This window comes from Arsenophonus sp. aPb (genome assembly GCF_029873475.1).
Taxonomy (GTDB): Bacteria; Pseudomonadota; Gammaproteobacteria; order Enterobacterales; family Enterobacteriaceae; genus Arsenophonus.
The window spans coordinates 139138-163288 of record NZ_CP123499.1 but is presented as its reverse complement, the minus strand read 5'-3'; the positions used below and the strand labels follow the sequence as shown (position 1 = coordinate 163288).

24 protein-coding genes are annotated in these 24151 nt (G+C 35.7%); 17 read left to right on the top strand and 7 right to left on the bottom strand.

Annotated features, from left to right (window positions below; translation table 11 throughout):
- The first annotated feature begins 40 nt into the window (after positions 1 to 40).
- Together feoB and QE177_RS00635 are read left to right on the top strand one after the other, a co-directional pair.
- Entirely contained in the window at positions 41 to 2356 is a 2316-nt protein-coding gene (feoB, locus tag QE177_RS00640; protein WP_280550853.1) for a Fe(2+) transporter permease subunit FeoB, read from the top strand.
- A 10-nt stretch (positions 2357 to 2366) separates the two neighbouring features.
- A complete protein-coding gene (locus tag QE177_RS00635; protein WP_280550852.1) occupies positions 2367 to 2606 on the top strand; it encodes a FeoC-like transcriptional regulator in 240 nt (79 codons plus the stop codon).
- A gap of 89 nt (positions 2607 to 2695) precedes the next feature.
- Here the strand turns inward: QE177_RS00635 and bioH are convergent, their stop codons facing one another.
- Complete coding sequence (gene bioH, locus QE177_RS00630) at positions 2696 to 3472, bottom strand: pimeloyl-ACP methyl ester esterase BioH (RefSeq protein ID WP_280550851.1); 777 nt, start codon at positions 3470 to 3472, stop codon at positions 2696 to 2698.
- Between the two features lie 39 nt (positions 3473 to 3511).
- Between bioH and gntX the strand changes: the two genes are divergently transcribed.
- The 6 genes from gntX (at position 3512) to glpD (ending at position 8655) form a co-directional block, all read left to right on the top strand.
- Entirely contained in the window at positions 3512 to 4195 is a 684-nt protein-coding gene (gntX, locus tag QE177_RS00625; protein ID WP_280550850.1) for a DNA utilization protein GntX, read from the top strand.
- Between the two features lie 58 nt (positions 4196 to 4253).
- Positions 4254 to 4832: a Fe-S biogenesis protein NfuA gene (gene nfuA / locus QE177_RS00620; RefSeq protein WP_026821904.1), complete on the top strand. Its 579-nt coding sequence runs from the start codon at positions 4254 to 4256 to the stop codon at positions 4830 to 4832.
- 94 nt (positions 4833 to 4926) lie between these two features.
- Complete coding sequence (glpE, locus tag QE177_RS00615) at positions 4927 to 5253, top strand: thiosulfate sulfurtransferase GlpE (protein ID WP_280550849.1); 327 nt, start codon at positions 4927 to 4929, stop codon at positions 5251 to 5253.
- Between the two features lie 15 nt (positions 5254 to 5268).
- A complete protein-coding gene (gene glpG, locus QE177_RS00610; RefSeq protein ID WP_280550848.1) occupies positions 5269 to 6123 on the top strand; it encodes a rhomboid family intramembrane serine protease GlpG in 855 nt (284 codons plus the stop codon).
- Positions 6124 to 6140: 17 nt separating this feature from the next.
- Positions 6141 to 6899, top strand: coding sequence for a DeoR/GlpR family transcriptional regulator (locus QE177_RS00605; RefSeq protein WP_280550847.1), 759 nt, complete (start codon positions 6141 to 6143; stop codon positions 6897 to 6899).
- A gap of 259 nt (positions 6900 to 7158) precedes the next feature.
- Positions 7159 to 8655 (top strand): glycerol-3-phosphate dehydrogenase, encoded by a 1497-nt coding sequence (gene glpD, locus QE177_RS00600; protein ID WP_280550846.1) that lies wholly within the window; start codon positions 7159 to 7161, stop codon positions 8653 to 8655.
- 70 nt (positions 8656 to 8725) lie between these two features.
- Here glpD and pfkA read toward each other — a convergent pair whose 3' ends face one another.
- Positions 8726 to 9703: a 6-phosphofructokinase gene (gene pfkA / locus QE177_RS00595; protein WP_280550845.1), complete on the bottom strand. Its 978-nt coding sequence runs from the start codon at positions 9701 to 9703 to the stop codon at positions 8726 to 8728.
- 638 nt (positions 9704 to 10341) lie between these two features.
- Here pfkA and QE177_RS00590 point away from each other — a divergent pair.
- Positions 10342 to 11004 carry an acyl-homoserine-lactone synthase gene (locus QE177_RS00590; protein WP_280550844.1) on the top strand — a complete coding sequence of 221 codons (663 nt, stop codon included), beginning with the start codon at positions 10342 to 10344 and terminating at the stop codon, positions 11002 to 11004.
- Here the strand turns inward: QE177_RS00590 and QE177_RS00585 are convergent.
- Both QE177_RS00585 and QE177_RS00580 read right to left on the bottom strand, forming a co-directional pair.
- On the bottom strand, positions 10975 to 11712 hold the full coding sequence (locus QE177_RS00585) for a LuxR family transcriptional regulator (RefSeq protein ID WP_280550843.1): 738 nt from the start codon (positions 11710 to 11712) through the stop codon (positions 10975 to 10977). The genes QE177_RS00590 and QE177_RS00585 overlap by 30 nt on opposite strands.
- Before the next feature lie 1527 nt (positions 11713 to 13239).
- The gene (locus QE177_RS00580) at positions 13240 to 14103 is read right to left on the bottom strand and encodes a YicC/YloC family endoribonuclease (RefSeq protein WP_280550842.1); all 864 of its coding nucleotides are present in this window, start codon (positions 14101 to 14103) and stop codon (positions 13240 to 13242) included.
- Positions 14104 to 14221: 118 nt separating this feature from the next.
- On the opposite strand from QE177_RS00580, the gene rph reads away from it, so the two are divergent.
- A complete protein-coding gene (rph, locus tag QE177_RS00575; RefSeq protein WP_280550841.1) occupies positions 14222 to 14935 on the top strand; it encodes a ribonuclease PH in 714 nt (237 codons plus the stop codon).
- Between the two features lie 73 nt (positions 14936 to 15008).
- Entirely contained in the window at positions 15009 to 15668 is a 660-nt protein-coding gene (gene pyrE, locus QE177_RS00570; RefSeq protein WP_280550840.1) for an orotate phosphoribosyltransferase, read from the top strand.
- Between the two features lie 77 nt (positions 15669 to 15745).
- Here the strand turns inward: pyrE and slmA are convergent, their stop codons facing one another.
- The 3 genes from slmA to coaBC all read right to left on the bottom strand — a co-directional run bounded on the left by slmA (position 15746) and on the right by coaBC (position 18108).
- Positions 15746 to 16345 carry a nucleoid occlusion factor SlmA gene (gene slmA, locus QE177_RS00565; protein WP_026821916.1) on the bottom strand — a complete coding sequence of 200 codons (600 nt, stop codon included), beginning with the start codon at positions 16343 to 16345 and terminating at the stop codon, positions 15746 to 15748.
- Positions 16346 to 16457: 112 nt separating this feature from the next.
- Positions 16458 to 16916, bottom strand: a complete 459-nt coding sequence (gene dut, locus QE177_RS00560) for a dUTP diphosphatase (RefSeq protein WP_280550839.1) — start codon at positions 16914 to 16916, stop codon at positions 16458 to 16460.
- Complete coding sequence (gene coaBC / locus QE177_RS00555) at positions 16894 to 18108, bottom strand: bifunctional phosphopantothenoylcysteine decarboxylase/phosphopantothenate--cysteine ligase CoaBC (RefSeq protein ID WP_280550838.1); 1215 nt, start codon at positions 18106 to 18108, stop codon at positions 16894 to 16896. Before coaBC ends, dut begins: the two co-directional genes overlap by 23 nt.
- A gap of 193 nt (positions 18109 to 18301) precedes the next feature.
- On the opposite strand from coaBC, the gene radC reads away from it, so the two are divergent.
- From radC to rfaP, 6 genes are all read left to right on the top strand, one after another.
- Positions 18302 to 18970 carry a DNA repair protein RadC gene (gene radC, locus QE177_RS00550; RefSeq protein ID WP_280550837.1) on the top strand — a complete coding sequence of 223 codons (669 nt, stop codon included), beginning with the start codon at positions 18302 to 18304 and terminating at the stop codon, positions 18968 to 18970.
- 246 nt (positions 18971 to 19216) lie between these two features.
- A complete protein-coding gene (gene rpmB, locus QE177_RS00545) occupies positions 19217 to 19453 on the top strand; it encodes a 50S ribosomal protein L28 (RefSeq protein ID WP_026821920.1) in 237 nt (78 codons plus the stop codon).
- A gap of 11 nt (positions 19454 to 19464) precedes the next feature.
- Positions 19465 to 19632 carry a 50S ribosomal protein L33 gene (rpmG, locus tag QE177_RS00540; RefSeq protein ID WP_026821921.1) on the top strand — a complete coding sequence of 56 codons (168 nt, stop codon included), beginning with the start codon at positions 19465 to 19467 and terminating at the stop codon, positions 19630 to 19632.
- Positions 19633 to 21113: 1481 nt separating this feature from the next.
- Complete coding sequence (gene rfaQ, locus QE177_RS00535; protein ID WP_280550836.1) at positions 21114 to 22184, top strand: lipopolysaccharide core heptosyltransferase RfaQ; 1071 nt, start codon at positions 21114 to 21116, stop codon at positions 22182 to 22184.
- Between the two features lie 4 nt (positions 22185 to 22188).
- Positions 22189 to 23313, top strand: a complete 1125-nt coding sequence (locus QE177_RS00530; RefSeq protein WP_280550835.1) for a glycosyltransferase family 4 protein — start codon at positions 22189 to 22191, stop codon at positions 23311 to 23313.
- Positions 23306 to 24103: a lipopolysaccharide core heptose(I) kinase RfaP gene (gene rfaP / locus QE177_RS00525; RefSeq protein ID WP_280550834.1), complete on the top strand. Its 798-nt coding sequence runs from the start codon at positions 23306 to 23308 to the stop codon at positions 24101 to 24103. The genes QE177_RS00530 and rfaP overlap by 8 nt, the downstream gene beginning before the upstream one ends.
- Positions 24104 to 24151: the final 48 nt, after the last annotated feature.

Here is a 24151-nt window from a genome sequence, read left to right as displayed (position 1 = left end):
TAAATAGCCTATTGCTTATTACTCATCTGACCCCAGGACTATGAAATCATTAACTATTGGCCTTATTGGCAACCCTAACGCTGGTAAAACAACACTCTTTAATCAATTAACAGGCGCTCGCCAACGTGTGGGAAATTGGGCTGGTGTCACCGTTGAACGAAAAGTTGGCCGCTTTGCAACCGCGGAATATGATATTGAATTAGTTGACCTGCCTGGCACCTATTCATTAACCACGATTTCAGAACAAACCTCACTCGATGAACAAATTGCCTGTCATTTCATCCTGAGTGGCGAAGCGGATATGTTGATCAACGTTATCGATGCCGCTAACCTTGAACGTAATCTTTATCTAACAATACAACTTATTGAATTAGGTATACCGTGTATTGTCGCACTTAATATGTTGGATATTGCTGAAAACCAAAATATTCACATTAATATTGATGAGCTACAAACACGCCTAGGTTGCCCTGTTATCCCTCTAGTATCGACTCGCGCAAAAGGTATTGGTAAATTAAAACAAGCGATTGATCAACATAGTAATAATCTTATTGCAACCCTCATCCACTATCCCGATATTTTGCTCACTGAAGTAGAAAAATTAACTCAAATTATCGACCATAATAAATTCAGTCATCAACAGCGCCGTTGGTTAGCACTACAAATATTAGAAGGCGATATATATAGCCTCGAACGTACCGCTATTCCCGCTGATCAATTAGGTAAAATCAAAGCACATTTGCAGTCCCAACAACCTGAAGAGCCTGAACTTATCATCGCTGATGCACGCTACCAAACTATTGCAACCATTTGCGAAGCAGTCATTAATACTGAAACGGCAAAACCTAATACCTTAACGCAATTTATTGACAAGATCGTCCTTAATCGCTGGCTTGGGCTGCCTACATTTCTTTTTATCATGTATTTAATGTTTATACTTGCTATCAATATTGGTGGTGCATTACAACCCCTCTTTGAAGGTGGCTCAGAAGCCATTTTCATTCATGGAATTCAATGGATTGGCCATACTTTTAATTTACCACAATGGCTGACGGTTTTCCTTGCCCAAGGGGTAGGCGGAGGTATCAACACGGTATTACCTTTAGTTCCTCAAATTGGTTTAATGTATCTATTCCTTTCTATATTGGAAGACTCAGGTTATATGGCACGCGCGGCATTTGTCATGGATAGGCTGATGCAAGCGCTAGGTCTGCCTGGCAAATCTTTTGTTCCTTTGATTGTCGGTTTTGGTTGTAATGTGCCAGCTATCATGGGAGCACGGACATTAGATACCCCGCGTGAACGATTAATCACCATTTTGATGGCACCTTTTATGTCTTGTGGCGCAAGATTAGCTATCTTTGCTGTTTTTGCAGCTGCTTTTTTTGGCAAAAATGGGGCAAGTATTGTTTTTTCTCTTTATTTATTAGGTATCATTATTGCTATCCTAACCGGGTTATTATTGAAATATACTATTGCACGGGGCGCTTCCTCGCCTTTTATCATGGAATTACCGGTCTACCATGTACCACACTTAAAGACATTACTATTACAGACCTGGCAAAGACTGAAAGGTTTTGTGTTAAGAGCAGGAAAAGTAATTATTATTGCTAGTATGATTATCGGGGCACTTAATAGTTTTTCTTTATCCGGTAAGGTTGTTGATAACATTAACCAATCAGCATTAGCGTCAGTAAGTAAAACCGTTACCCCGCTACTAAAACCTATTGGCATCAACGATAATAATTGGCAAGCAACCGTTGGGCTCATTACAGGCGCATTAGCTAAAGAAGTTGTTGTCGGTACATTGAATACCCTGTACACCGCCGAAAATATTACCCAAGCACCTTTTGATGCCGAGCAATTTAATTTATTAGATGAATTAAAGGATGCCGTGAATGAAACTTGGGATAGCCTGAAAGAAACATTTAGCTTAAGTGTCTTATCCAATCCTATTGAAGCAAGTAAAGGTGATGGTGAGATGGATAACAGTACAATGGGCGCCATGGCGGCACGATTCGGATCGACTTTATCTGCCTATAGCTATCTAATCTTTGTTCTACTTTATGTTCCTTGCATTTCTGTATTAGGCGCTATTGCCCGCGAAACAAATCGAAGCTGGATGACGTTTTCTATTCTATGGGGCTTGAATGTCGCTTATTCAGTCTCTGCCTTGTTCTACCAAATAGCAACTTTCTCACAACATCCACAGTATAGTGCCGTGGTTATTGGCTTGCTCGTCGTCTTTAACCTGCTGCTAATCACATTGTTGCGCCATTCACGTAAACGCATAACACTAAAACTTAATCATAATGTCCACAAATGTAACCACCGTGAACGTGGCTCATGTCATTAGGAGGAGCTAGATGATCAGTTTATTGCAAGTCAGAGATATGGTTGCGCTGTATGGTAGAACGGATGCTTACCAAATTAGTCAGAAATACTCTGCGTCATTACCTATGATTGAAGCTATGTTAGATAAATTAACCGCCATGGGAAAATTAGAACAAATTGATCAATCATCCTGTTTGACGGGTTATAGTTGTAAGTTATGCCCTGAAACAAAAAAGTGTAACCTAAAAATTTATCAAGTGACTACTCTCTGATTTATGCAAGTAAGCGTTAATTTTTGATAAATTAACGCTTACTTTATTAGCATAAATAACGTTTTTAATTCTATTCTGACTCACCATATTTATTTCTCCAATTGGCTAGAGAAATCCACTAACAGTTGAATAAACTGCTTAGGATGGGAAATAAAAGGGGCATGGGCAGCATGTTTTATTATCACCGAGTGCGAATTTGGTAACCATCCATCTATTATTGGTACGACTTTTCTGGGCACTAAACCATCAAGATCACCATAAATGCGCAAAAAAGGCTTATTTAGCGTTAATAAAGATTGCCGTAAATCAGTTGTCCGCAAAATTTCTAAACCTGCGTTTAGCACAGCAACGGAAGGTAACGGCTGTTTCAGTAACACGGTTTTTAATAAACGTATATCTTCAAGCGTTGTTTTAGTGCCCAATGTTTGCAATGCCAGAAAACGTTCTACTGTACGATGAAAATTAGCCTGTAATTGTTGTTCAAAGCCTGTTAGCACCACCGATTTAATACCTGGCCAGTTTTCTTGCTGACTAAAACATGGCGTCGAAGCCACGGTTATTAAACCCGCAATTTCAACTTGATGGTTAAGAGCAATGATGTTGGCAATTAATCCGCCTAAAGACCAACCTAACCAAATAGCCTGCTTCGGCGCCTTTTGCCAAATGACTTCTGCCATTTGTTGTAACGACATCGGCGGAAAAAGATTACTACGACCATAGCCAGGTAAGTCAACAAGATGCAGACGAAAATGGGAACCACATTCCACTTCAATGGTACGCCAAACTTCTGCATTTAATCCCCATCCGTGCAATAGCACAATATCTTGTTTTCCTTTACCCGACTGCTGCCAAAACAGTGTCGTCATAGTTATTCTCTCTTTATATTTATAAAAAAGGACATCATTATGTTAACAATGGTTGGATACTGTTGGCTATGCCACCAAACACTAAAATATCGCTTTCATGGCATTTGTCACTACTGTTTAAAACACTTGCCTTATCTAAAACAAGTTTGTCATCGCTGTGCTTTACCCATCGAACAATTCACCCTTACTTGTGGTCGCTGCTTACAAACGCCACCCTATTGGCACAATCTTGTTGCCATTACTGCCTATATGCCACCATTGAGTAAGCTAATACAGCAGTACAAATTTGGAAAAATTCCTCAAATCGCCTATATTCTTGCGCGCTTATTTCTACTTTATTGGCAACAAGGGTATCGCCAACAACGCTGGCGCAAACCAGATATCATAATAGCAATACCGCTTCATCATGGTAAACATTGGCAACGTGGATTTAATCAAGCCAGTTTAATAGCTATGCAATTAGCTTATTGGTTAGGATGCCAATATCAGACTAATTCAATTACTCGCACTCGTGCTACACTACCACAAACTCAACTTTCTGCTAAAAAACGCAAACAAAATCTTAGTAACACTTTTAGGATAAAAAAATCGTTTCAAGATCGCCATATTGCCGTACTTGACGATGTCATAACAACAGGGACAACGATGAACGAAGTGGCTAAATTACTCATTAGTGCTGGCGCAAACTCAGTCCAAGCCTGGGCAATATGCAGAACCTTGTAGAAAGTAATGAAAAGAGCGTATGATAAACATACTAAAATGATAAAGTTGAGCATCGACGATGATTAATATTACTGAAGCAGCACAAGCTCATTTTGCCAAACTATTGGCAAATCAAGAACCTGGTACACAAATTCGCGTATTTGTTATCAATCCTGGCACACCTTCTGCAGAATGTGGGGTCTCTTATTGCCCACCTGATGCTATCGAATCGACTGATATTGAACTTAAATTTGCTAAACTATCAGCCTATGTTGATGAAATTAGCGCACCTTTTCTGGAAGAAGCTGAAATTGATTTTGTAACGGATCAATTAGGCTCTCAACTTACTTTAAAAGCACCTAATGCTAAAATGCGGAAAGTTGCTGATGATGCCCCATTGATTGAACGAGTTGAATATGTTATTCAATCACAAATTAATCCACAGTTAGCTGGCCATGGAGGACGGGTTTCATTAATGGAAATCACTGATGATGGATATGCCATCCTACAATTTGGTGGAGGTTGTAATGGCTGTTCAATGGTCGATATCACCTTAAAAGAAGGTATTGAAAAGCAGTTGCTAAATATGTTTCCAGACGAATTGAAAGGCGTGAAAGATTTAACTGAACATCAGCGCGGTGATCACTCTTATTATTAAAATAATTACCCCTTTTTGCTAAAGATAGATACTCTTTAAGAGTATAAAGAGTATCTTGTTTTTCCAAACGTAAAATAATATAGCACAGATTACTATGGATAATTTTCAATTAATTACAGTTGAACAAGCCTATAAACTTTGGCAAACAGGTAATAGCATAGTGGTCGACATTCGTGACCCACAAAGTTTTCATTCAGCCCATATTACAGGTGCTTACCATCTTACAAATGAGACCTTGAATAACTTTATTGCGCAAACAGACTTTGACACACCGGTAATGGTAATATGTTACCATGGCCATAGTAGCCAAGGCGCAGCACAATATTTGATTAATACCGGCTTTGAAACTGTTTATAGCATAAACGGTGGTTTTGAAGTATGGTCGAGAGAATATCCACACACTATCAATTCACTCTCTTAAGCGATATAACAGGCTATGATCCATTTAATTTCTATAGCTAATCCTAGATTAGCACAAGCATTTATTGATTATATGGCAATGCAAAACATTGTTATTGAAATGCGCGCTGAACCACAAGGGAAATTCTTTGATCTCTGGTTGCAGGATGAAAATAAGTTCGAGCAAGCGCAACAAGAACTAAAACTGTTTATGCAAGATCCTCTTAACTCCCGTTATCAGGCGGCAAGTTGGCAAACTGGACATATTGATAAAAAATTTGGCTACCGTAATTATCTTACTTTCGATTATTTAAAAAAACAATCTGGACCACTAACCATCATCGTTTTCTTTTTAGCAATTTTTATTTATATTTGGATGTTAATTTCCGGTAATGACGCCGTAATGGCTTATCTTGCTTGGCCATCAAATACTCAATACACTGAAATCTGGCGAATATTCACTCCTGCCTTACTCCATTTTTCATTAATGCATATTTTATTTAATTTAATGTGGTGGTGGTATTTAGGTAGTCAAGTAGAACGCCAATTGGGTACAGGTAAGCTATTTGTCATTACTATTGTATCAGCTCTTTTTAGTAATTGGGGACAATCGCTCTTTAGTGGCTCTGCTTTTGGTGGCCTTTCCGGCGTGGTTTTCTCGTTAATAGGTTACGTTTGGTTAACCGGTGAACGTCACCCAGCAAAAGGTATTTCTATTCCTCGAGGTTTAATGATATTTGCTGTTTTATGGTTATTTCTTGGTTACTTTGATATTTTTGGCATGAAGATAGCTAACACGGCACACACTGCCGGTCTAATTATCGGTTTATTAATGGGATTATGGGATAATAGACATAAACCAGATAATACAAAACATAACCAATATATATAGTGATACTTGAGGTTTTTGTGAAGCAAACTCAACGCCATAATGCCATTATCGAACTTGCCCGTATTCAAGGCTATGTAAGTACTGAAAAGTTAGTTGAATATTTCAATGTCAGCCCACAAACTATTCGTCGTGATCTCAATGAACTGGCGGAAAAAAATAAAATTCAGCGCCATCACGGAGGTGCCGCGCTTCCTTCGAGTTCTGTTAATACGGCTTACCATGATCGCAAAATAATGTGGTCGAACGAAAAAGAACGGATTGCCCAACATGTTGCGCGCCAAATTCCTAATGGGGCTACACTATTTATCGATATCGGTACCACACCAGAAGCTGTCGCCTTTGCTTTGCTAAATCATAAAAATTTAAGGATCGTCACTAATAATCTTAATGTTGCAATCCTACTTATGCCAAAAGAAGATTTTCGTTTGATCTTAGCAGGAGGAGAAGTTCGTAGCCGTGATGGAGGAATTGTTGGTGAGGCAACATTAGATTTTATATCTCAATTCCGTCTTGACTTTGGTATTTTAGGCATTAGTGGTATCGATGAGGATGGTTCATTACTCGAATTTGACTACCATGAAGTACGGACAAAAAAAGCAATTATTGAAAATTCTCGTTGCGTTATGCTGGTCACTGATCACTCAAAATTTGGTCGTAATGCAATGGTTAACCTAGGCAGTATGGAGATGATTGATTATCTCTTTACTGATAAAGCTCCTCCTGCAAATATCCAAAAAATGATTGAGCATCATAATGTAACCCTTGAAATATGCTAATATTCCCCTTATCGCAGGAAATTTTCTCATTTCCTGCTCTGTTCTGTGGCTATACTTCTTTATAAGCTCATATTCTCTCCAGATTAATACTCATTTTCTAAATTAGTTTGCTATTTTTGAACTATTTTTCTATCAAACGATAAATAGCATCAATTTAATGGTTTTTTCCGCTTAATAATAGTTGGCTTTCGAATCTAATTTGATTAAAATTGTGAGCGAAAACGAACATATTTGAGCAATCTCGAACATTGGGGGACGCATGGAAATAAAAGATTTAATTGTGCTAGGTGGTGGTATAAATGGTGCTGGTATTGCCGCTGATGCTGCTGGTCGAGGATTATCAGTATTACTACTAGAAGCTCAAGATCTTGCTAGCGCAACTTCTTCTGCTAGTTCCAAACTGATCCACGGCGGATTGCGCTATTTAGAACATTATGAATTTCGTTTAGTTAGTGAAGCCCTGGCCGAGCGTGAAGTTTTGCTTAAGCTTGCTCCCCATATCGCTTTTCCTATGCGTTTTCGCCTACCTCATCAACCTCATCTTCGCCCTGCCTGGATGATCCGTGCTGGCCTTTTCCTTTATGATCACCTAGGTAAACGTACCAGTCTACCTGGCAGTAAAGGACTAAAATTTGGTAAAAACTCTGTCTTAAAATCAGAATTAACAAAAGGTTTTGAATATTCAGATTGTTGGGTAGATGATGCACGCTTAGTCGTCCTCAATGCACAAGAAGTTATCAGACATAAAGGTGAAGTTCGAACTCGTACTAAAGCGACGAGAGCCTGGCGTGAGAACGGGCTCTGGGTCGTGGAAGCAGAAGATCTACGTACGGGTAAAAAAGAAACTTGGCAAGCAAAAGGATTAGTAAACGCAACTGGACCTTGGGTTAAATCTTTCTTTGATGAAGGGTTACAATTAAAATCTCCCTACGGTATCCGACTAATTAAAGGTAGCCATATTGTTGTACCTCGTGTCCACGACGGATCACAAGCTTATATTTTACAAAATGAAGATCACCGTATTGTCTTTGTTATTCCTTGGATGGACGAGTTTTCTATTATAGGTACTACCGATGTCGAATACCAAGGTGATCCAAAAGATGTTCACATTGATAATAATGAAATTAATTACTTACTAAAAGTTTACAACGATCATTTCAAAAAACAGTTAACCCAGCAAGATATTGTCTGGACTTATTCTGGGGTACGTCCATTATGTGATGATGAATCTGATTCACCTCAAGCTATTACACGTGATTACACACTTGATATCCATGATGAACAAGGAAAAGCACCTTTATTATCTGTTTTTGGTGGTAAATTAACCACATATCGTAAACTTGCAGAACATGCTGTCGATAAATTAGCGCATTACTACCCTAATACTGGCAAAGCATGGACTAAAGAAGCAACACTACCTGGTGGTGATATTGAAGGTTATGATCGTGATGGTTATGCTCAACTATTACGTAAACGCTATCCATGGTTACCAGAAGGAATTGCATTGCGATATGCCCGTACTTACGGTAGTAACAGCAATTTGATCTTAAACCAAGCACAATCGTTATCAGATCTAGGTGAAGCTTTTGGACATAATTTATATGAAGCTGAATTACGTTATTTAGTCGAAAATGAGTGGGTTACAGAGTTAGATGATGCCATCTGGCGTAGAACTAAATTAGGCATGTGGCTCAATGATGATGAGAAACAGCGCATAACACAATGGCTAACTAAACATCCAACCATTACGCAATAAAACCATATAAGCCTCATAAATTTATGAGGCTTATATCGCAACTTTACCGCTTACAATCCGTTCAAGAAAGTTAATAAAGTTTCTTCGCCGTATCTAACCAATCCTGCTTAAACTTACGTTGCATGTTTTCAACGGCATCAATAATATCATGATGAACAAGTTTATCATTTTGGATACCAACACAGCGACCACCATATCCTTGTAAAAGTAACTGAATAGAATAAGCGCCCATACGGGATGCCAGAACACGATCACTCGCTACTGGGCTACCACCCCGCTGAATATGACCTAAAACAGTTGCCCGTGTCTCATGACCCGTTTCTTTTTCAATATATTTTGCCAATTCATTAACATCATAAATATGTTCAGTAATAGCAACAATCGCATGACGTTTACCTCTTGCTAAGCCAGATTTAATTTCTGTTAGTAACTCTTCCTTATCAAAAGGTATTTCGGGCAATACTACAAACTCACAGCCTCCAGCAATCGCCGCAGATAAAGTCAAATCACCGCAGTGGCGCCCCATTATTTCAACTATCGAAATACGTTTATGGGAAGTTGAGGTATCACGTAAACGATCAATTGCCTCAACAATGGTATCCAAAGCGGTAAAATAACCAATTGTATAATCAGTACCGGCAACATCATTATCAATCGTTCCGGGTACACCGATACAAGGGAAGCCCGCTTCAGTGATCTTCTTTGCACCACGATAAGAACCATCTCCACCAATGACAACCAAGGCATCAATATTATGTTTTTTCATATTATCAATAGCTTGGGCTCTTACCTTCTCACTATCACGAAATTCAGGAAAACGGGCAGAGCCTAAGAAAGTGCCGCCACGATTAATAATATCAGAAACACTAAAACGGTTAAGTTCTTTTATACGATTTTCATAAAGCCCCATATAGCCATCATAAATACCATAAACTTCTAAACCTTCAGAGAGTCCCATTCGCACTACACTACGAATAGCAGCATTCATTCCTGGCGCATCACCACCACTGGTTAAAACGCCAACTCTTTTTATTCCTTTTTTATTCATGGTGACCTCTGATTTAATATATTGCCATATGTATAAAAACCATATCATTTATTTTACTTATAACCCTGGCGGGTTGAATTGATGCGGCTTACTACATTATACGATAAAACTTTTCCCGTGTGCTTTAATTATTAACTTTCTTTGATAAAGGTGAAATTTATTATAAATATTGCAAATACTCTCATTAAAATAATTAAATAAAAAAATTTCTAATCACTATGTTAATAAAATATATATTTAGCGGATAATTCAGTTATCTTAATAAATACTTTAATTTTTTTATACTACAAATATATAGAATACTTTTTAACACCAACGCTATCAATAAAACGCTTTTTATGTCTTTTTAGTATAGCTAACTTCATCTATAAAAATTTTTAACCTTTAATTAAAAACTGTCTGATTAATCTACATTTACGACTTACACTTCATCAAAAATATTCCTTATATGTCAGTTAGTTCCATCGCAAAACTCACATATAAACTTAACATCACTAGTGTACAAAAAATTATAGAGAAGGCAAAATATAATAGGCATTGTTACCCATAGTGGGAATCGAAAAATAGTATCGCTAGATAGAAATATTTTAGTAATTTTAAATATAGGATCTGCGAGTAAATGAAATAATGGAGAAAAAATGTTAGAAATATTCGATGTGAACTATAACCTTTTGACTGAAAAAAAATCAAAAGAATTATTTACGTTAAGAAAGGAAACATTTAAAGATCGGCTTAACTGGGCAGTCAATTGTATTAATGGCATGGAGTTTGATGAATACGATAATGACAAGACTAACTATCTATTTGGTGTAAGAAATAACAACATTATCTGTAGTGTCAGATTTATTGAAATGCAATTTCCTAATATGATTACAGGCACATTTGCGCCTTTTTTTAAACATCTTAATCTTCCTAAAGGAAATTATATTGAATCAAGCCGCTTTTTTGTGGCCAAAAATCAAACACGCAATGGAAATTACAATAAAGATCCCGTCTGTTTTATTTTATTTTTAGCAATGCTTAACTACGCCAAAAAATGTGAATATGATGGAATTCTCACAATTGTTAGTCACGCAATGTTAAAAATTTTAGAGCGTTCAGGTTGGGGTATTTCAATCGTCGAACAAGGTATATCGGAAAAAAATGAAAAAGTGTATTTAATGCTTTTACCTGTAGACTCTGAAAGCCAAAATCAACTAATTGGAAAAATAAGGAACCATTATGACAGTCTTATTAATAATAAATTAAAACAATGGCCGTTAATATATCCATCATTTGGAGACAGGCTTAATGAGCTGTAATTCGACGCCAAGCCGTATTGCATGCTTAGCATTGACAACGCCTAATTTTTTCACAACATTGCCAATATGAAATTTTACTGTACCCAATTTTATACCTAGTATGGTTGCAATTTCCGAGTAGGTTTTACCTATACTAGACCAATATAAAATTTCATTTTCGCGTGGTGAAAATAAATCTTTTCCACCTACTGGATTACAGTAGGCGTGTTGAGTCATCTCTCGATATAGAGAGGTGCACTTTTCATGAACAGTTACCAAAAGCATTTGCAAATCACCCCTATTCTTTTTTATCTTCTCTCCTATATCCATGACGTTCTCTTCATCCATCAAAATCGACAATGCAGCAAGGTAGTTATTACAATCATGAAGCACAAAAGTATAACCATTCATAACATTGTAATTTTTTGAGATATTAAAAATCTTCGCAAAACCAATTAAATCACTAACAGAGAAATTCTCATCCCAAGCAAAAGGAGAAATCCTATTAAGAGCAGATAAAACTACTGGATCTATTTGTTGATAATGCTTTCGCTTATATATCTCAAGCCATTCTGGTGGATAATTTGAGATGATTAACATTTGCATTGGGTCTTTCTTATTTAAAACAGTATAGGCATATTTGAAATCCCCAAAAATAGCTAATTTTCTATCTAAATAACTTTTTATTGAGTTATCGATCCTTTCATCACCATAAAATAACCCTGACATCTAAATATTACCTTCTAAGTAAAACAATCAACTTCCGTGTAAAGACAAAAGTATAGTGCAAAACTAGACTTAAGTCTAACTACAATCGAAGTATAAAAAAAGGTAAAGTCACTACTAGATTTATATAAAAACAATAAAAAAACCTGACCTCATTTAAGGTCAGGCTGCCAAGTTGGCCAACACCAGGGAAATTTATTTCTTAATATCATAAAGCCATATCGTCAGTAGAAGCAAGATGTCTCTACTGGCTTTATAGCTTTTTTTCATCATAATTTGCTATTAATAATTCTTTTTTCTTGCTTAAAACTTTAATTTTCACTTATATATCAATATATTAACCTTAACAAAGAAATAAACTTTTGCTTACAAATTTATTTATAATAAAATCAACATATCGGCTAATTAGCCATATTTCATTCTAAAAATCTATTTAAACTGCATATCAATTGCGCTGTAAACTTCACTCAGTTATATATTGAATATCCCACATATTCAAATTATCTAAGGATTTTACGATACAAAAACATTAAGAATATTTAATCTTTATGAAAATAAATGTGCTAAATAAGTAACATTTTTCCGATAGACGCTTTTCATAATTAAATTTTTTAATACAATGTCACTAATTAATAATTTTTTACAAAAAACACCATAATAGCAACGCAAGTGCGTAATTTAACCATGCTAACAATTTTAGAAAATCCCCTTAACTTAATAAACTGGTATGATTTAGAATACTGAATAGAGGCTTAGCAATATTATTTAATATATTTTTACTAAGCTAATTTTTGATTAATTATATGATTTGATTAACGACATGCTAGACAATGACTATTCAACCATTTAAATCAATACAATTTATGTACTCACGTAACTAGCGTGCCAACTATTCAACAGTTTTGCTCCCATAGTCGCTTCTACCATTAAGTTTTCGAACGTATTATCATAGATCCTGGATACCATAGTGGTCGAGAAAAGTCATGGTAACAAAAAATACTGAGTGCTTATTCCTTTCATTAAAGATATGACCTCAAGCAATAGCGAGCCAGTATTGTATCCTTTAATTTTGTTGTGCACCTGAGCCAATATTGACCGTATCGAGAATATCTTCTAAATGGTCTTCAAGATTGTGTCCTATATGGGAATAGGCATTTTTCGCTCATTCTAAAACAGGCGTAAATGATGGTATTTCGAATATTCTAGCAGCTTAGAAAGCTCTTTAACCGACCAAATTAATACCAGATTCATCAATTCTTTTTATTTCTTAAATGGCTGGTGTGTTGAACCATGTATCGAACCTCTCATATTTATTAGTGGTATAGATTGATAATATAGACAACTTACCTGTAGTGTAATTCAAATACTGTTTATGCAATCCAAGAATAACCTTCTCGTAACCCCCCATAACGATTAAAATGTAATGTTCAACTAAAATTGTGTTTCTTTCTACCATACTCCGATAGTAAAAAAGCCAGTCAGTACAAGGTATCTTCTGGCTTATAATTTTTTGTGAATCGCTATGTAATGCTACTCAATATTTTGGATTTGCTCACGCATTTGTTCTATTAATACTTTTAATTCAACAGCAGAATTAGTCACTTGGCTATTAATAGACTTAGAGGCCAAGGTATTTGCTTCACGATTAAATTCCTGCATCATAAAATCCAACCGACGGCCGACAGCTTCTTGCTTTTTAAGAATATTACGTGTTTCTTTAACATGAGCATCCAGCCTATCAAGTTCTTCTGCAACATCAATACGTTGGGCTAACATGATTAGTTCTTGTTCTAATCGATTATTATCTATCTGCATTTCTGCCTCTTCTAATTTTGTTTGTAAGCGCTCACGCTGCCATTTTAAAATCTCAGGCATTTGACGACGAACGTCTTGAATTTGCAGACAAACAGCATCTAGCCGTTGCTCAATCATTATCTTTAGCATCTTGCCTTCTCTTTCCCGATTGAGAATTAAATCATCTAAAGCAAGTTCTAACTCTTTAAGTAAATGTGTACAAATAACATCCAAATTCTGCTCCTGAGCTGACATAACCCCAGGCCAGCGAAGAATTTCTAATGGATTTATTTCGCCTTCACCACTACTCTTTTTTACCCAGTTAGCAGTTCTGATCAATTGGTTAGCTAACTCTTCATTCAGGACTAATTCACTCTGCTGATGTGAGCTAAGTTCAAAACGTAAACTACACTCTACTTTCCCTCGTGTTAATCTGGCACGTAGACGCTCACGAATCACCGGTTCCAGACTTCTAAATTGTTCCGGCAAACGAATATAAGTTTCAAGATAACGTTGGTTAACGGAACGCAGCTCCCAAGCCGCATTTCCCCATTCACTTTTTATATCTCGTCGTGCGAAAGCGGTCATACTATGGATCATATTTCGTTCCTATAAATAAAAATTAGATTATAACCTTGAGTGAAAGCATAGGATAGGCATTCAATATCGAAGAACGTATAATGCGCCACCAACATTATTTAACTACGGAGATAACACCATGCGTCGAGAGAATAGAGAAGCTGATCAAGTGCGCCCTATAAAAATCACCCGCCAATATACTAAACATGCGGAAGGTTCTGTTTTGATTGAATTTGGTGATACCAAAGTATTATGTAACGCCACAATTGATGAAGGCGTCCCCCGCTTTTTAAAAGGCCAATCACAAGGATGGATAACAGCGGAATACGGTATGTTACCACGGGCAACAAATTCTCGTAATATACGCGAAGCGGCAAAAGGCAAACAAACAGGTCGCACCATGGAGATACAACGCCTTATCGCACGTTCTCTACGCGCTGCTGTTGATTTAAAACAATTAGGGGAATATACCATTACACTAGATTGTGATGTCATCCAGGCTGATGGAGGCACTCGTACCGCTGCAATTTCTGGTGCCTGTGTCGCTTTAACTGATGCATTAAATAAAATGGTCGCAGAAGGAAAATTGAAAAAAAGTCCGCTTAAATCGATGGTTGCTGCGGTTTCTGTCGGTATAGTGGATGGCAAACCTATTTGTGATCTAGAATATAGTGAAGACTCTGTCGCAGAAACAGATATGAATGTTGTCATGATGGATAATGGTAAAATGATCGAAATTCAAGGTACTGCCGAAGGTGAACCATTTAGTCATGAGGAACTGCTATCGCTACTTTCTTTAGCAAAAAATGGCTTACAAACCATTTTTACCGCACAGAAAGAAGCATTAGAATAATAAACTGTTACATCTTACTAGCTGTCTTTTATAGCTGTTGAATTAAAAGAAAATAATTAAAGAGGAAAATTTAATGAAAGGCTATCAGCGCGAATTTATTAAACTCGCCATGAAAAAAAAAGCATTGGAATTTGGTGAATTTACGTTGAAATCTGGTCGCAAGAGCCCCTATTTTTTCAATGCTGGCCTCTTTAATACAGGGAAAGATTTAGCTGCACTAGGTCATTTTTATGCCCAAGCGTTTATGGATCATAATCCTGCTTGTGACATTATTTTTGGTCCAGCCTATAAAGGTATCCCGATCGTAACAACAATGGTGGTTGCACTATCTGAACATTATCACTTTGATAAACCTTACTGTTTCAACCGTAAAGAGGTTAAAAAACATGGAGAAGGTGGAGAATTAGTCGGTAGTCCATTAAAAGGAAATGTTGTGATCGTTGACGACGTTATTACAGCAGGAACGGCAATTAAAGAATCTGCAGAAATAATTAAACGACATAAAGCTAAACTTAGCGCGGTTATATTAAGTCTAGATCGTCAGGAAAAAGGTGAAAAGAACCTATCAGCCGTGCAAGAAATCGAAAAAAAATTTAAATGCCAAGTATTTTCTATTATCACTTTGAATGATTTAATTGATTATTTAAGTGAAAATCCGAATATGTCAACCCATTTGGCTACGATGAAAACTTATCGTGAGAACTATGGTACCACCACCCCTCTTACCAAATAAAAAATTAGTAATTTTTTAACCCACTAGCATAAAAAAAACTCCGCCCAAATATCAGGCGGAGTGAGTAGTACAATTAATTATTGTAGCTGCGCCAAAATCATAGGCCAGCGTGCATCAAATTCTTTAGTTGGGTAATACCGAAACTCTGAACGTACAAACCGTGATAACATACCCTCACAAAACACTAATAATTGAGATGCTAATAAACTCTCATCATAACTAAAACTTTGCTTATCACGTATTTTTCTTTCTTTTAAAACCTGTCTAAATTGCGCTTCGATACGTTCAAATAATTGGCTAATCCTATCTTGTAACTGAACCTGCTCAAACATCAACGCATGTGCCGTCATTATTCGTGTTAATCCAGGATTTTTCTCCGCAAAACCGAGTATCAACATTAAAATCAATCGAATACGCCTAATGGTGTCTTTCTCATCTTGCAGAATCAGATTAATACGTGAAATTAAAGAATTTTCAATAAATTCAATAAGGCTATCAAACATTTTTCCCTTACTCGGAAAATGTCGGTAAAGTGCTGCCTCAGATACACCAACATGACTTGCCAACTTAGCGGTGGTAATGCGCTGGCTGCCATCACTCGTTTCCAACATTTGCGCAAGCGCCTGCAAGATTTCTTCACGCCTGTTTTTCTTCTTTGCTATCTCTTTTCCTGCCATGGCTAAACAAGACCCCTGATAAAACAACAAAACAGACCACGCAATCCTTGCTTTTCATCATTTATAAAGCAAAAAAATTAACAAATTGACAATATTCATAAATAACAAGATATTATTGGCGGCCTGAATGACCAAAACCACCACTACCACGTTTTGTCGTTTCAAAATCTTGTACAAGCTCAAACTCAGCTTGAACAATTGGTACAAAAACCATTTGTGCTATACGCTCACCCGGTTCAATAATGAAACTTCTATCACCACGATTCCAGACCGAAACCATCAATTCACCTTGATAATCAGAATCGATTAAACCGACTAAATTTCCCAACACTACACCATGCTTATGTCCTAAACCTGAACGAGGAAGAATAACCGCAGCCAATTGTTGATCTGCAATATGTACTGCTAATCCTGTAGGTAATAGCTTAGTTTGTCCTGGTTCTAATTGAATAGCCTGATCTAAGCAAGCTCGCAGATCTAATCCAGCAGATCCTTCTGTCGCATAAGTGGGCAAAGGAAATTCATTTCCTACACGAGGATCAAGAATTTTAATGTCTATTTTTTTCTTCATAATGTTGAAGTATCTCATCGAGTAAACGGTGGCCAAGCTCTAATTTATGACTATGTGGTAAATGTATCTCTTTATCTTCCCAAAATAAACTCAGAGCATTGCTTTCTGAATTAAATCCGTGATCAGTTAATGAAACATCATTTGCACAAATAAGATCCAGATTTTTTTGGATACGTTTATTACGAGCATATTCTTCCATATTTTGTGTCTCTGCTGCAAATCCAACAACATAAGGACGATTTTTAGTCAATTTACCAACACTTGCCACAATATCAGGATTTTTTACCAATGTCAGAGTAATTTCATCTGCCTGCTTTTTAATTTTTTCTTTTGCAAACGCTTTTGGTCGATAGTCAGCAACTGCAGCACATCCAATAAAAATTTCTTGTTTATCAATTATATTATGTACTTGATTATACATCTCCAACGCACTAACAACATTAATACGTTTAACGCCTATTGGCGTTGATAAATTAACTGGACCGGTAATAAGTGTTACATTAGCGCCTCGCTCTGCAGCCGCTTGTGCTATCGCGAAACCCATTTTTCCCGAACTATGATTAGTAACAAAACGAACGGGATCGATTTCCTCTTGGGTTGGCCCCGCCGTAATTGCTAAATGCAGGTTTACCATATCATGCTTACGCTGAAAACTATTCTCAGCTAACTCGATAATAGCTAACGGATCTAGCATTCTACCTGGGCCAACATCACCACAAGCTTGACTACCTTCATCAGGGCCCCAAACTAAAACATTGCGCTCTTTAAGTATTGCGATATTTTGCTGAGTAATATTAGCGCGGAACATCTGTTGATTCATTGCTGGTACAACAGCTATTTTTGCCTTTGAAGCTAAACAGACCGTTGTTAATAAATCATTAGCCATACCAACAGATAAACGAGCAAGCAAATCTGCGGTTGCAGGCGCTAAAATAATTAAATCCGCCCATTTAGCTAATTCAATATGACCCATTGCCGCCTCTGCGGCAGGATCCAATAAATCATCAGCAACTGGATAGCCCGAAACAGCCTGTAGTGTCAACGGTGTAATGAAAGATTTAGCGGCATTCGTCATGACCACACGTACAATTGCACCATGATCACGCAAACGACGAACTAATTCCGGAGTTTTATAAGCTGCAATACCACCACTAACGCCAAGTACGATATTTTTACCTGTAAGTTCTGCCATCATATCTATCCAAATTCAAATGATGAATTTACTGATATTACCATAAGCTGAAGTTTAGGTGAGAATAGCATCAATTTTTATCCATAAAAAAACTTTTTTGCAAAACACTACGCAACTACGCTAGAAAATTTTGGCGCATATTTTGGCATACTATAACCTGTTAAAGCGATAGGGAAATAGATAGGAAAAACATATGGACGAAATAAATTATGCACTTCAACCTAGAGAAAAGCTTTTAGCTTATGGGGCATCATCATTAAGTGACAAAGAGCTTTTGGCCATTTTTCTTCGCACAGGGTTGCCTGGATTTCCGGTTTTAATGCTAGCAGAAAACTTATTAAAAGAATTTGGTTCGCTTCACAAACTATTAACGGCTGATTATCAACAATTTTCAGCACATAAAGGACTGGGGGTGTGTAAGTATTCACAATTACAAGCGATTGGTGAAGTAGCTAAACGATTTTTTACACAACAACTTATTAATCAAAGTATTATGAGAAGCCCTAAGCACTTGAAAAAATATCTACTTGATTTTTATCTTGGACAAGATAGAGAAATTTTTATTGTATTATTCTTAAACAACCAAAATCAAATTATCTGCTACGAAGAAATGTTTAAAGGTACCATAAATCGAGTAGAGGTACATCCAAGAGAAATTTTAAGACAGGCTGTTAAAGTAAATGCGGTATCCATTATTCTAGCGCATAATCATCCATCGGGTAACCCAGAACCCAGTTTAGCTGATAAAGTTGTCACCGAAAGAATCGCCAATGCTTGCCGTTTGATAGACATAAAATTACTTGACCATTTTGTCATCACCCATAAGAAATGCCTTTCATTTGTTGAGCTTGGACTACTCTAGTACCATATTTTGACTAATAAATAGCAACTTTATTAGTTCTGGGCTTGAGTGAAAACGCTAGAGGGCGTATACTACGCCACCTTTTAGGATCTCGGGTTTGACAAGAAGGGCCTATCTCAGTGAGTTTTTACTGAAGTTAAGTTGTTTTTTATATTAAGAAAATTTGCTGAGATAGGCTCCTAAGTCTGACGAGGCAGTCATTCCCGACATAGAGCTCGAGCTGATTAGATTTTTGGAGAAATAGACATGTCACGAGTCTGTCAAGTTACTGGTAAGCGCCCGATGAGTGGTAATAACCGCTCACACGCAATGAATGCAACTAAACGCCGCTTTTTGCCAAACCTGCACTCTCACCGTTTCTGGGTTGAGTCTGAGAAACGTTTCGTAAAGCTTCGTGTGTCAGCAAAAGGCATGCGTATAATCGATAAAAAAGGGATCGACGCAGTTCTTGCTGAACTTCGCGCCCGTGGTGAGAAATACTAAGGAGCTTAAAAATGGCTAAGGGTATTCGCGATAAAATTAAACTAGTTTCTTCTGAAGGTACAGGCCACTTCTATACTACAACGAAGAACAAACGCACTATGCCTGAAAAATTGGAAATGAAAAAATTCGATCCAGTTGTTCGTAAGCATGTGATTTATAAAGAAGCTAAAATTAAATAACTTCTTTAATAAAAAACCCAGCGCAAGCTGGGTTTTTTTGCATAGTATCTTTGGTGTATAAAAGAGAATTTTATATTATTCGCATTTTATTCATTCCATTCTGTTCTATTTTATTCACAGTAAGATCTGCGCCCTCATTTGAGAAATTTACATCTCACTTTTTATATTTTTTACTTCTTTTTAATCAAGAAATAAACTGTTAATGGGTTAAAATACATATAAGTTATTCTCACTGACTAAAAGTATGCCACCTAAGAAAAGCTGTCATAAAGTTCCATTATTAAAAATATTAAGACATTTTAGCCTTTGGGTCAGTAAAACCAATTAAATTGGTTAGTCACGATTTAAGTAAGCTTAAATTCTCGGCTTTCTCTGATATCAGGTATTTATTAATTTATCGATAGTAATTGTTACTACTGTAGGTAGCATAATAGTAATAGTCCAATGTATTTTTTTGATAATTAAGATAAAATATAAACGACCTAGACAAGAGCGTATTACCTCTAATGAAAGAACATCGACAACCAAACTGCTGATTGATAGATGTCTAATCGATTATATAGAAAACAGCCGACCTAAATATTTTATCATGTGTTTACATCAGTAAAGAGAAAAGTAACTATTAGACGTATTTTCAATACTGTACGCCAGGAATACAGACTGAGAGCCGAACAATGCTATGAACATTATGAATAACAATAAAATTTTAATTAATGCCTCAGTAGCAAATATCTTTATTAATTTTGTATTATAATCAATTAAAAATTTTTTCGTTAATATAATAAATAACCTTTTGAAAATCTTAGCGAATATAAATAATTATCAAAAAAGAAAAAATTCTATTATTTTATTTATTAAATTTGAGCTCATATATTCATATAATTTTTCTTTGAATAAAACATCATTTAGACGCTTGAGAAGCACAATTTTTCGGGATAATAAAATAACCATCCAAAATTTTTATCTGAAATGAGATAATCAGTAATTTAAAAAATTATTACTATAATTATTCAAACTGTTAACAAAAGGCTGAGGAATAACAAAAATCATTCAATTTTTTTGTTATAATAAACTATTTTATACCATCGACTTATCTTAACTTTTATACTACCCAGATATAATCTCTCACCACTATCGAACCGAACACGCTAAAAATATTTTATGATATTTCTTTTTAAAAATAGTCACATACCATTATGTGTAGTAAAAAATAACATATAGTAAATTACAAATCAGTAATCTTATTGTTAAATTCATTGATAATATTTAAAATCCTTTACTTTGTACAACTTCAAATTTTTATTATTTTTTCAAATCTACTAAAAATTTTTAAAATAAAGATTATTTTCAAGGCTAAAAAGGTAACCCTTTAGACTATTCTAATAAAATTAACTATCTTAAATTTGTTGAATTTATAGAGATAACATTGGTCAAAAATCAGATAAACTTATAAACAAACAATTCAAGAGTGACTGTAGCAAGTGGATAAACAATTTAAAAAAATTCTGATCATTAAAATGCGATTTCATGGAGATATGTTGTTGACAACACCTGTCATTAGCACACTCAAAAAAAATTATCCAGCCGCTAAAATTGATATTCTTCTCTATCAAGATACAATACCAATCTTGTCTGAGAATAGAGAAATTCATGCACTTTATGGCATTAAAAACAAAAAAAATAACAATATAGCCAAATTAGTTAATTTTATTATATTAATCAATAAATTAAGAAAAAATCATTATGATTTAATTATAAATTTAGCCGATCAATGGATTGTGCCTTTTTTGGTAAGATGTATTCCTGCCAAGATAAAAATTTCTCATCAATTCAATCATAGAGATACAAATTATTGGACTAGAAGTTTTACACATATTGTTAAACCAACGGGAAAACATGTTGTTGAACAAAATCTCTCTATTTTAGAACCTCTTCAACTTAAAACTTTGTATTCCAGTACAACAATGACTTACCAACCAACTGACTGGGAAAAAATTAATCATCAATTAATTTCTCTAGGTGTACATAGTAGTTATGTTGTTATCCAACCAACAGCTAGACAAAAATTTAAGTGCTGGGATGATGAAAAATTTGCGGAAGTGATTGATAATCTACAATCTAGAGGATATCGAGTTATACTAACATCAGGTCCCAGTAAAGATGACCTGACCTGTGTGGCTAATATTGCACAACAATGTCGTCAATCACCCGTTACAGAATTTGCAGGAAAAACAACATTTTCAGAATTAGGTGCTCTAATTAGTCATGCCGCTTTATTTATCGGTGTAGATTCAGCACCAATGCACATTGCGGCAGCATTAGAAACCCCTATTATTTGCTTATTCGGTGCTACAGATCATCAATATTGGAAACCATGGAGTAAAAACGTTATTCAAATTTGGGCTGGCAATTATGAAAAAATGCCAGAACGACATGAGCGTGATCGTAATAAAAAGTATCTATCAATAATTCCCGCTAAAGATATTATCGCCGCTACAAAAAAAATGTTACCAATGGATATACAAACCATTAAATCTGAGATAGAGATATAACGCCATGGAAATTGCATTTTGTTTATATAAATATTTTCCTTTTGGTGGACTACAAAGAGATTTCATCCAGATCCTTTCTGCTTGCCAAAAACGCGGACATCAAATACGTGTTTACACAATGGTATGGGATGGTGAAATTCCTGCTCATATTAACGTTATCATCCTCCCTGTTAAAGCATATACAAATCATGGGCATAATGAAGCATTTTATCATCAGGTCAAAATACATTTAACCCAACATCCTGCTGATGTTATTGTTGGTTTTAATAAGATGCCAGGATTAGATATTTATTATGCAGCAGATGTTTGTTATGCAGAAAAAGTTGAAAATGAAAAAGGCTTTTTTTATAAACTGACCAAACGGTACAAGCATTATATCGCTTATGAAAAAGCGGTCTTTGATGTAAACAGTCACACTAAATTATTAATGTTGACCCAACATCAAGTTGATGACTTTAAAAAACATTACAAAACACCTGACGCACGTTTTTATCTGCTACCACCGGGCATTGATCTCAGTAGAAAATATGACCAGCAAATTACTAACGCAAAAGAGATATATCGTAAAAAAAATGCCATCTCTAAAGATCAATTTCTTTTATTGCAAGTTGGTTCAGATTTTAAACGTAAAGGTGTAGATAGAACACTTAAATCAATAGCTTCCTTGCCTGACAGCATAAAAAATAAAACTATGTTAATGGTGGTAGGGCAAGACTCACCTACCCGCTATCAACGATTAGCAAAAAAACTGGCTATAGATAAGCAAGTTTTATTTTTTCATGGGCGTAATGATATAGCTGAATTGATGGCTGCTGCTGATCTATTAATTCATCCTGCCTATCAAGAAGCTGCCGGCATAGTATTAATCGAAGCTATCGCAGCGGGTTTACCCGTCATTACAACAGAGATTTGTGGCTATGCGCCCTATATCAAACACGCGGATTGTGGCATAGTAATAAATGAACCTTATAGACAAAAAAATCTTAATAATGCTTTGGCAACAAGTTTAGCTAATAAGTCTCTATTAAATAAATGGGCGAAGTCTGCACGCCACTTTGCTGATACTCAAGACTTATATAGTTTGCCTGAAAAAGCTGCAGATATTATTTTGGGATGCCAGCATGCTTGAACTAAAACAACCTTTTAAAAACTTATGGCAAGATAAAGATCCTTTTATTGAAATAGAAAAATTAGATGGTAAAATTTTTCGTCAATTAGAGACACGCAAAACATTATGCTTTACGCTTAATGCAAAGAGTTATTTTCTCAAAATTCATTATGGCACTACTTTAAAAGAAATACTAAAAAACCTATTTTCTTTACGAACACCAGTATTAGGCGCGGATAGAGAATGGAAAGCCATCCATCGTTTAGCTGAGGCAGGCATTAATACGATGCATGGTAAAGCTTTCGGCCAAAAAGGAATTAATCCTGTATGCCGTAAGTCATTCATTATTACCGAAGCGCTTATTCCAACCATTAGCTTAGAAGAGTACTGCGTAAATTGGAAAAATTCAGCCCCCAAATTTAGTACTAAAAAAACATTAATTTGTCGAATGGCTGAAATAGTGCGTAAAATGCATGCATGTGGTGTCAATCATCGCGATTGCTATATTTGCCATTTTTTATTACATTTGCCTTTTGACGGCGATGAAAAAAAATTAAAAATTTCAATCATTGACTTACATCGCGCCCAAATACGGCAATGTGTACCAAAACGTTGGAAAGATAAGGATTTGATTGGGTTATATTTTTCTTCACTAAACATTGGATTAACGCAACGAGATATTTTTCGTTTTATGCAAATTTATTTTTGTGATAGTTTAAGAAATATCCTTAATAATGAACAAAAATTAATATTCAGCGCTAATATTAAAGCAGAAAAAATAAAAGAAAGAACCGTTAGGAGAGGATTATAACTCTAAACGTTTTGTTTTTATAAAAGATTCTATAAAGATGGGTATAGT

Excerpts from the sequence above, each read along its gene's own strand:
- feoB (WP_280550853.1), top strand. The coding sequence starts at position 41 with ATGAAATCATTAACTATTGGCCTTATTGGCAACCCTAACGCTGGTAAA.
- QE177_RS00635 (WP_280550852.1), top strand. The coding sequence starts at position 2,367 with ATGATCAGTTTATTGCAAGTCAGAGATATGGTTGCGCTGTATGGTAGA.
- bioH (WP_280550851.1), bottom strand. The coding sequence starts at position 3,472 with ATGACGACACTGTTTTGGCAGCAGTCGGGTAAAGGAAAACAAGATATT.
- gntX (WP_280550850.1), top strand. The coding sequence starts at position 3,512 with ATGTTAACAATGGTTGGATACTGTTGGCTATGCCACCAAACACTAAAA.
- nfuA (WP_026821904.1), top strand. The coding sequence starts at position 4,254 with ATGATTAATATTACTGAAGCAGCACAAGCTCATTTTGCCAAACTATTG.
- glpE (WP_280550849.1), top strand. The coding sequence starts at position 4,927 with ATGGATAATTTTCAATTAATTACAGTTGAACAAGCCTATAAACTTTGG.
- glpG (WP_280550848.1), top strand. The coding sequence starts at position 5,269 with ATGATCCATTTAATTTCTATAGCTAATCCTAGATTAGCACAAGCATTT.
- glpD (WP_280550846.1), top strand. The coding sequence starts at position 7,159 with ATGGAAATAAAAGATTTAATTGTGCTAGGTGGTGGTATAAATGGTGCT.
- pfkA (WP_280550845.1), bottom strand. The coding sequence starts at position 9,703 with ATGAATAAAAAAGGAATAAAAAGAGTTGGCGTTTTAACCAGTGGTGGT.
- QE177_RS00590 (WP_280550844.1), top strand. The coding sequence starts at position 10,342 with ATGTTAGAAATATTCGATGTGAACTATAACCTTTTGACTGAAAAAAAA.
- QE177_RS00585 (WP_280550843.1), bottom strand. The coding sequence starts at position 11,712 with ATGTCAGGGTTATTTTATGGTGATGAAAGGATCGATAACTCAATAAAA.
- QE177_RS00580 (WP_280550842.1), bottom strand. The coding sequence starts at position 14,103 with ATGATCCATAGTATGACCGCTTTCGCACGACGAGATATAAAAAGTGAA.
- rph (WP_280550841.1), top strand. The coding sequence starts at position 14,222 with ATGCGTCGAGAGAATAGAGAAGCTGATCAAGTGCGCCCTATAAAAATC.
- pyrE (WP_280550840.1), top strand. The coding sequence starts at position 15,009 with ATGAAAGGCTATCAGCGCGAATTTATTAAACTCGCCATGAAAAAAAAA.
- slmA (WP_026821916.1), bottom strand. The coding sequence starts at position 16,345 with ATGGCAGGAAAAGAGATAGCAAAGAAGAAAAACAGGCGTGAAGAAATC.
- dut (WP_280550839.1), bottom strand. The coding sequence starts at position 16,916 with ATGAAGAAAAAAATAGACATTAAAATTCTTGATCCTCGTGTAGGAAAT.
- coaBC (WP_280550838.1), bottom strand. The coding sequence starts at position 18,108 with ATGGCAGAACTTACAGGTAAAAATATCGTACTTGGCGTTAGTGGTGGT.
- radC (WP_280550837.1), top strand. The coding sequence starts at position 18,302 with ATGGACGAAATAAATTATGCACTTCAACCTAGAGAAAAGCTTTTAGCT.
- rpmB (WP_026821920.1), top strand. The coding sequence starts at position 19,217 with ATGTCACGAGTCTGTCAAGTTACTGGTAAGCGCCCGATGAGTGGTAAT.
- rpmG (WP_026821921.1), top strand. The coding sequence starts at position 19,465 with ATGGCTAAGGGTATTCGCGATAAAATTAAACTAGTTTCTTCTGAAGGT.
- QE177_RS00530 (WP_280550835.1), top strand. The coding sequence starts at position 22,189 with ATGGAAATTGCATTTTGTTTATATAAATATTTTCCTTTTGGTGGACTA.
- rfaP (WP_280550834.1), top strand. The coding sequence starts at position 23,306 with ATGCTTGAACTAAAACAACCTTTTAAAAACTTATGGCAAGATAAAGAT.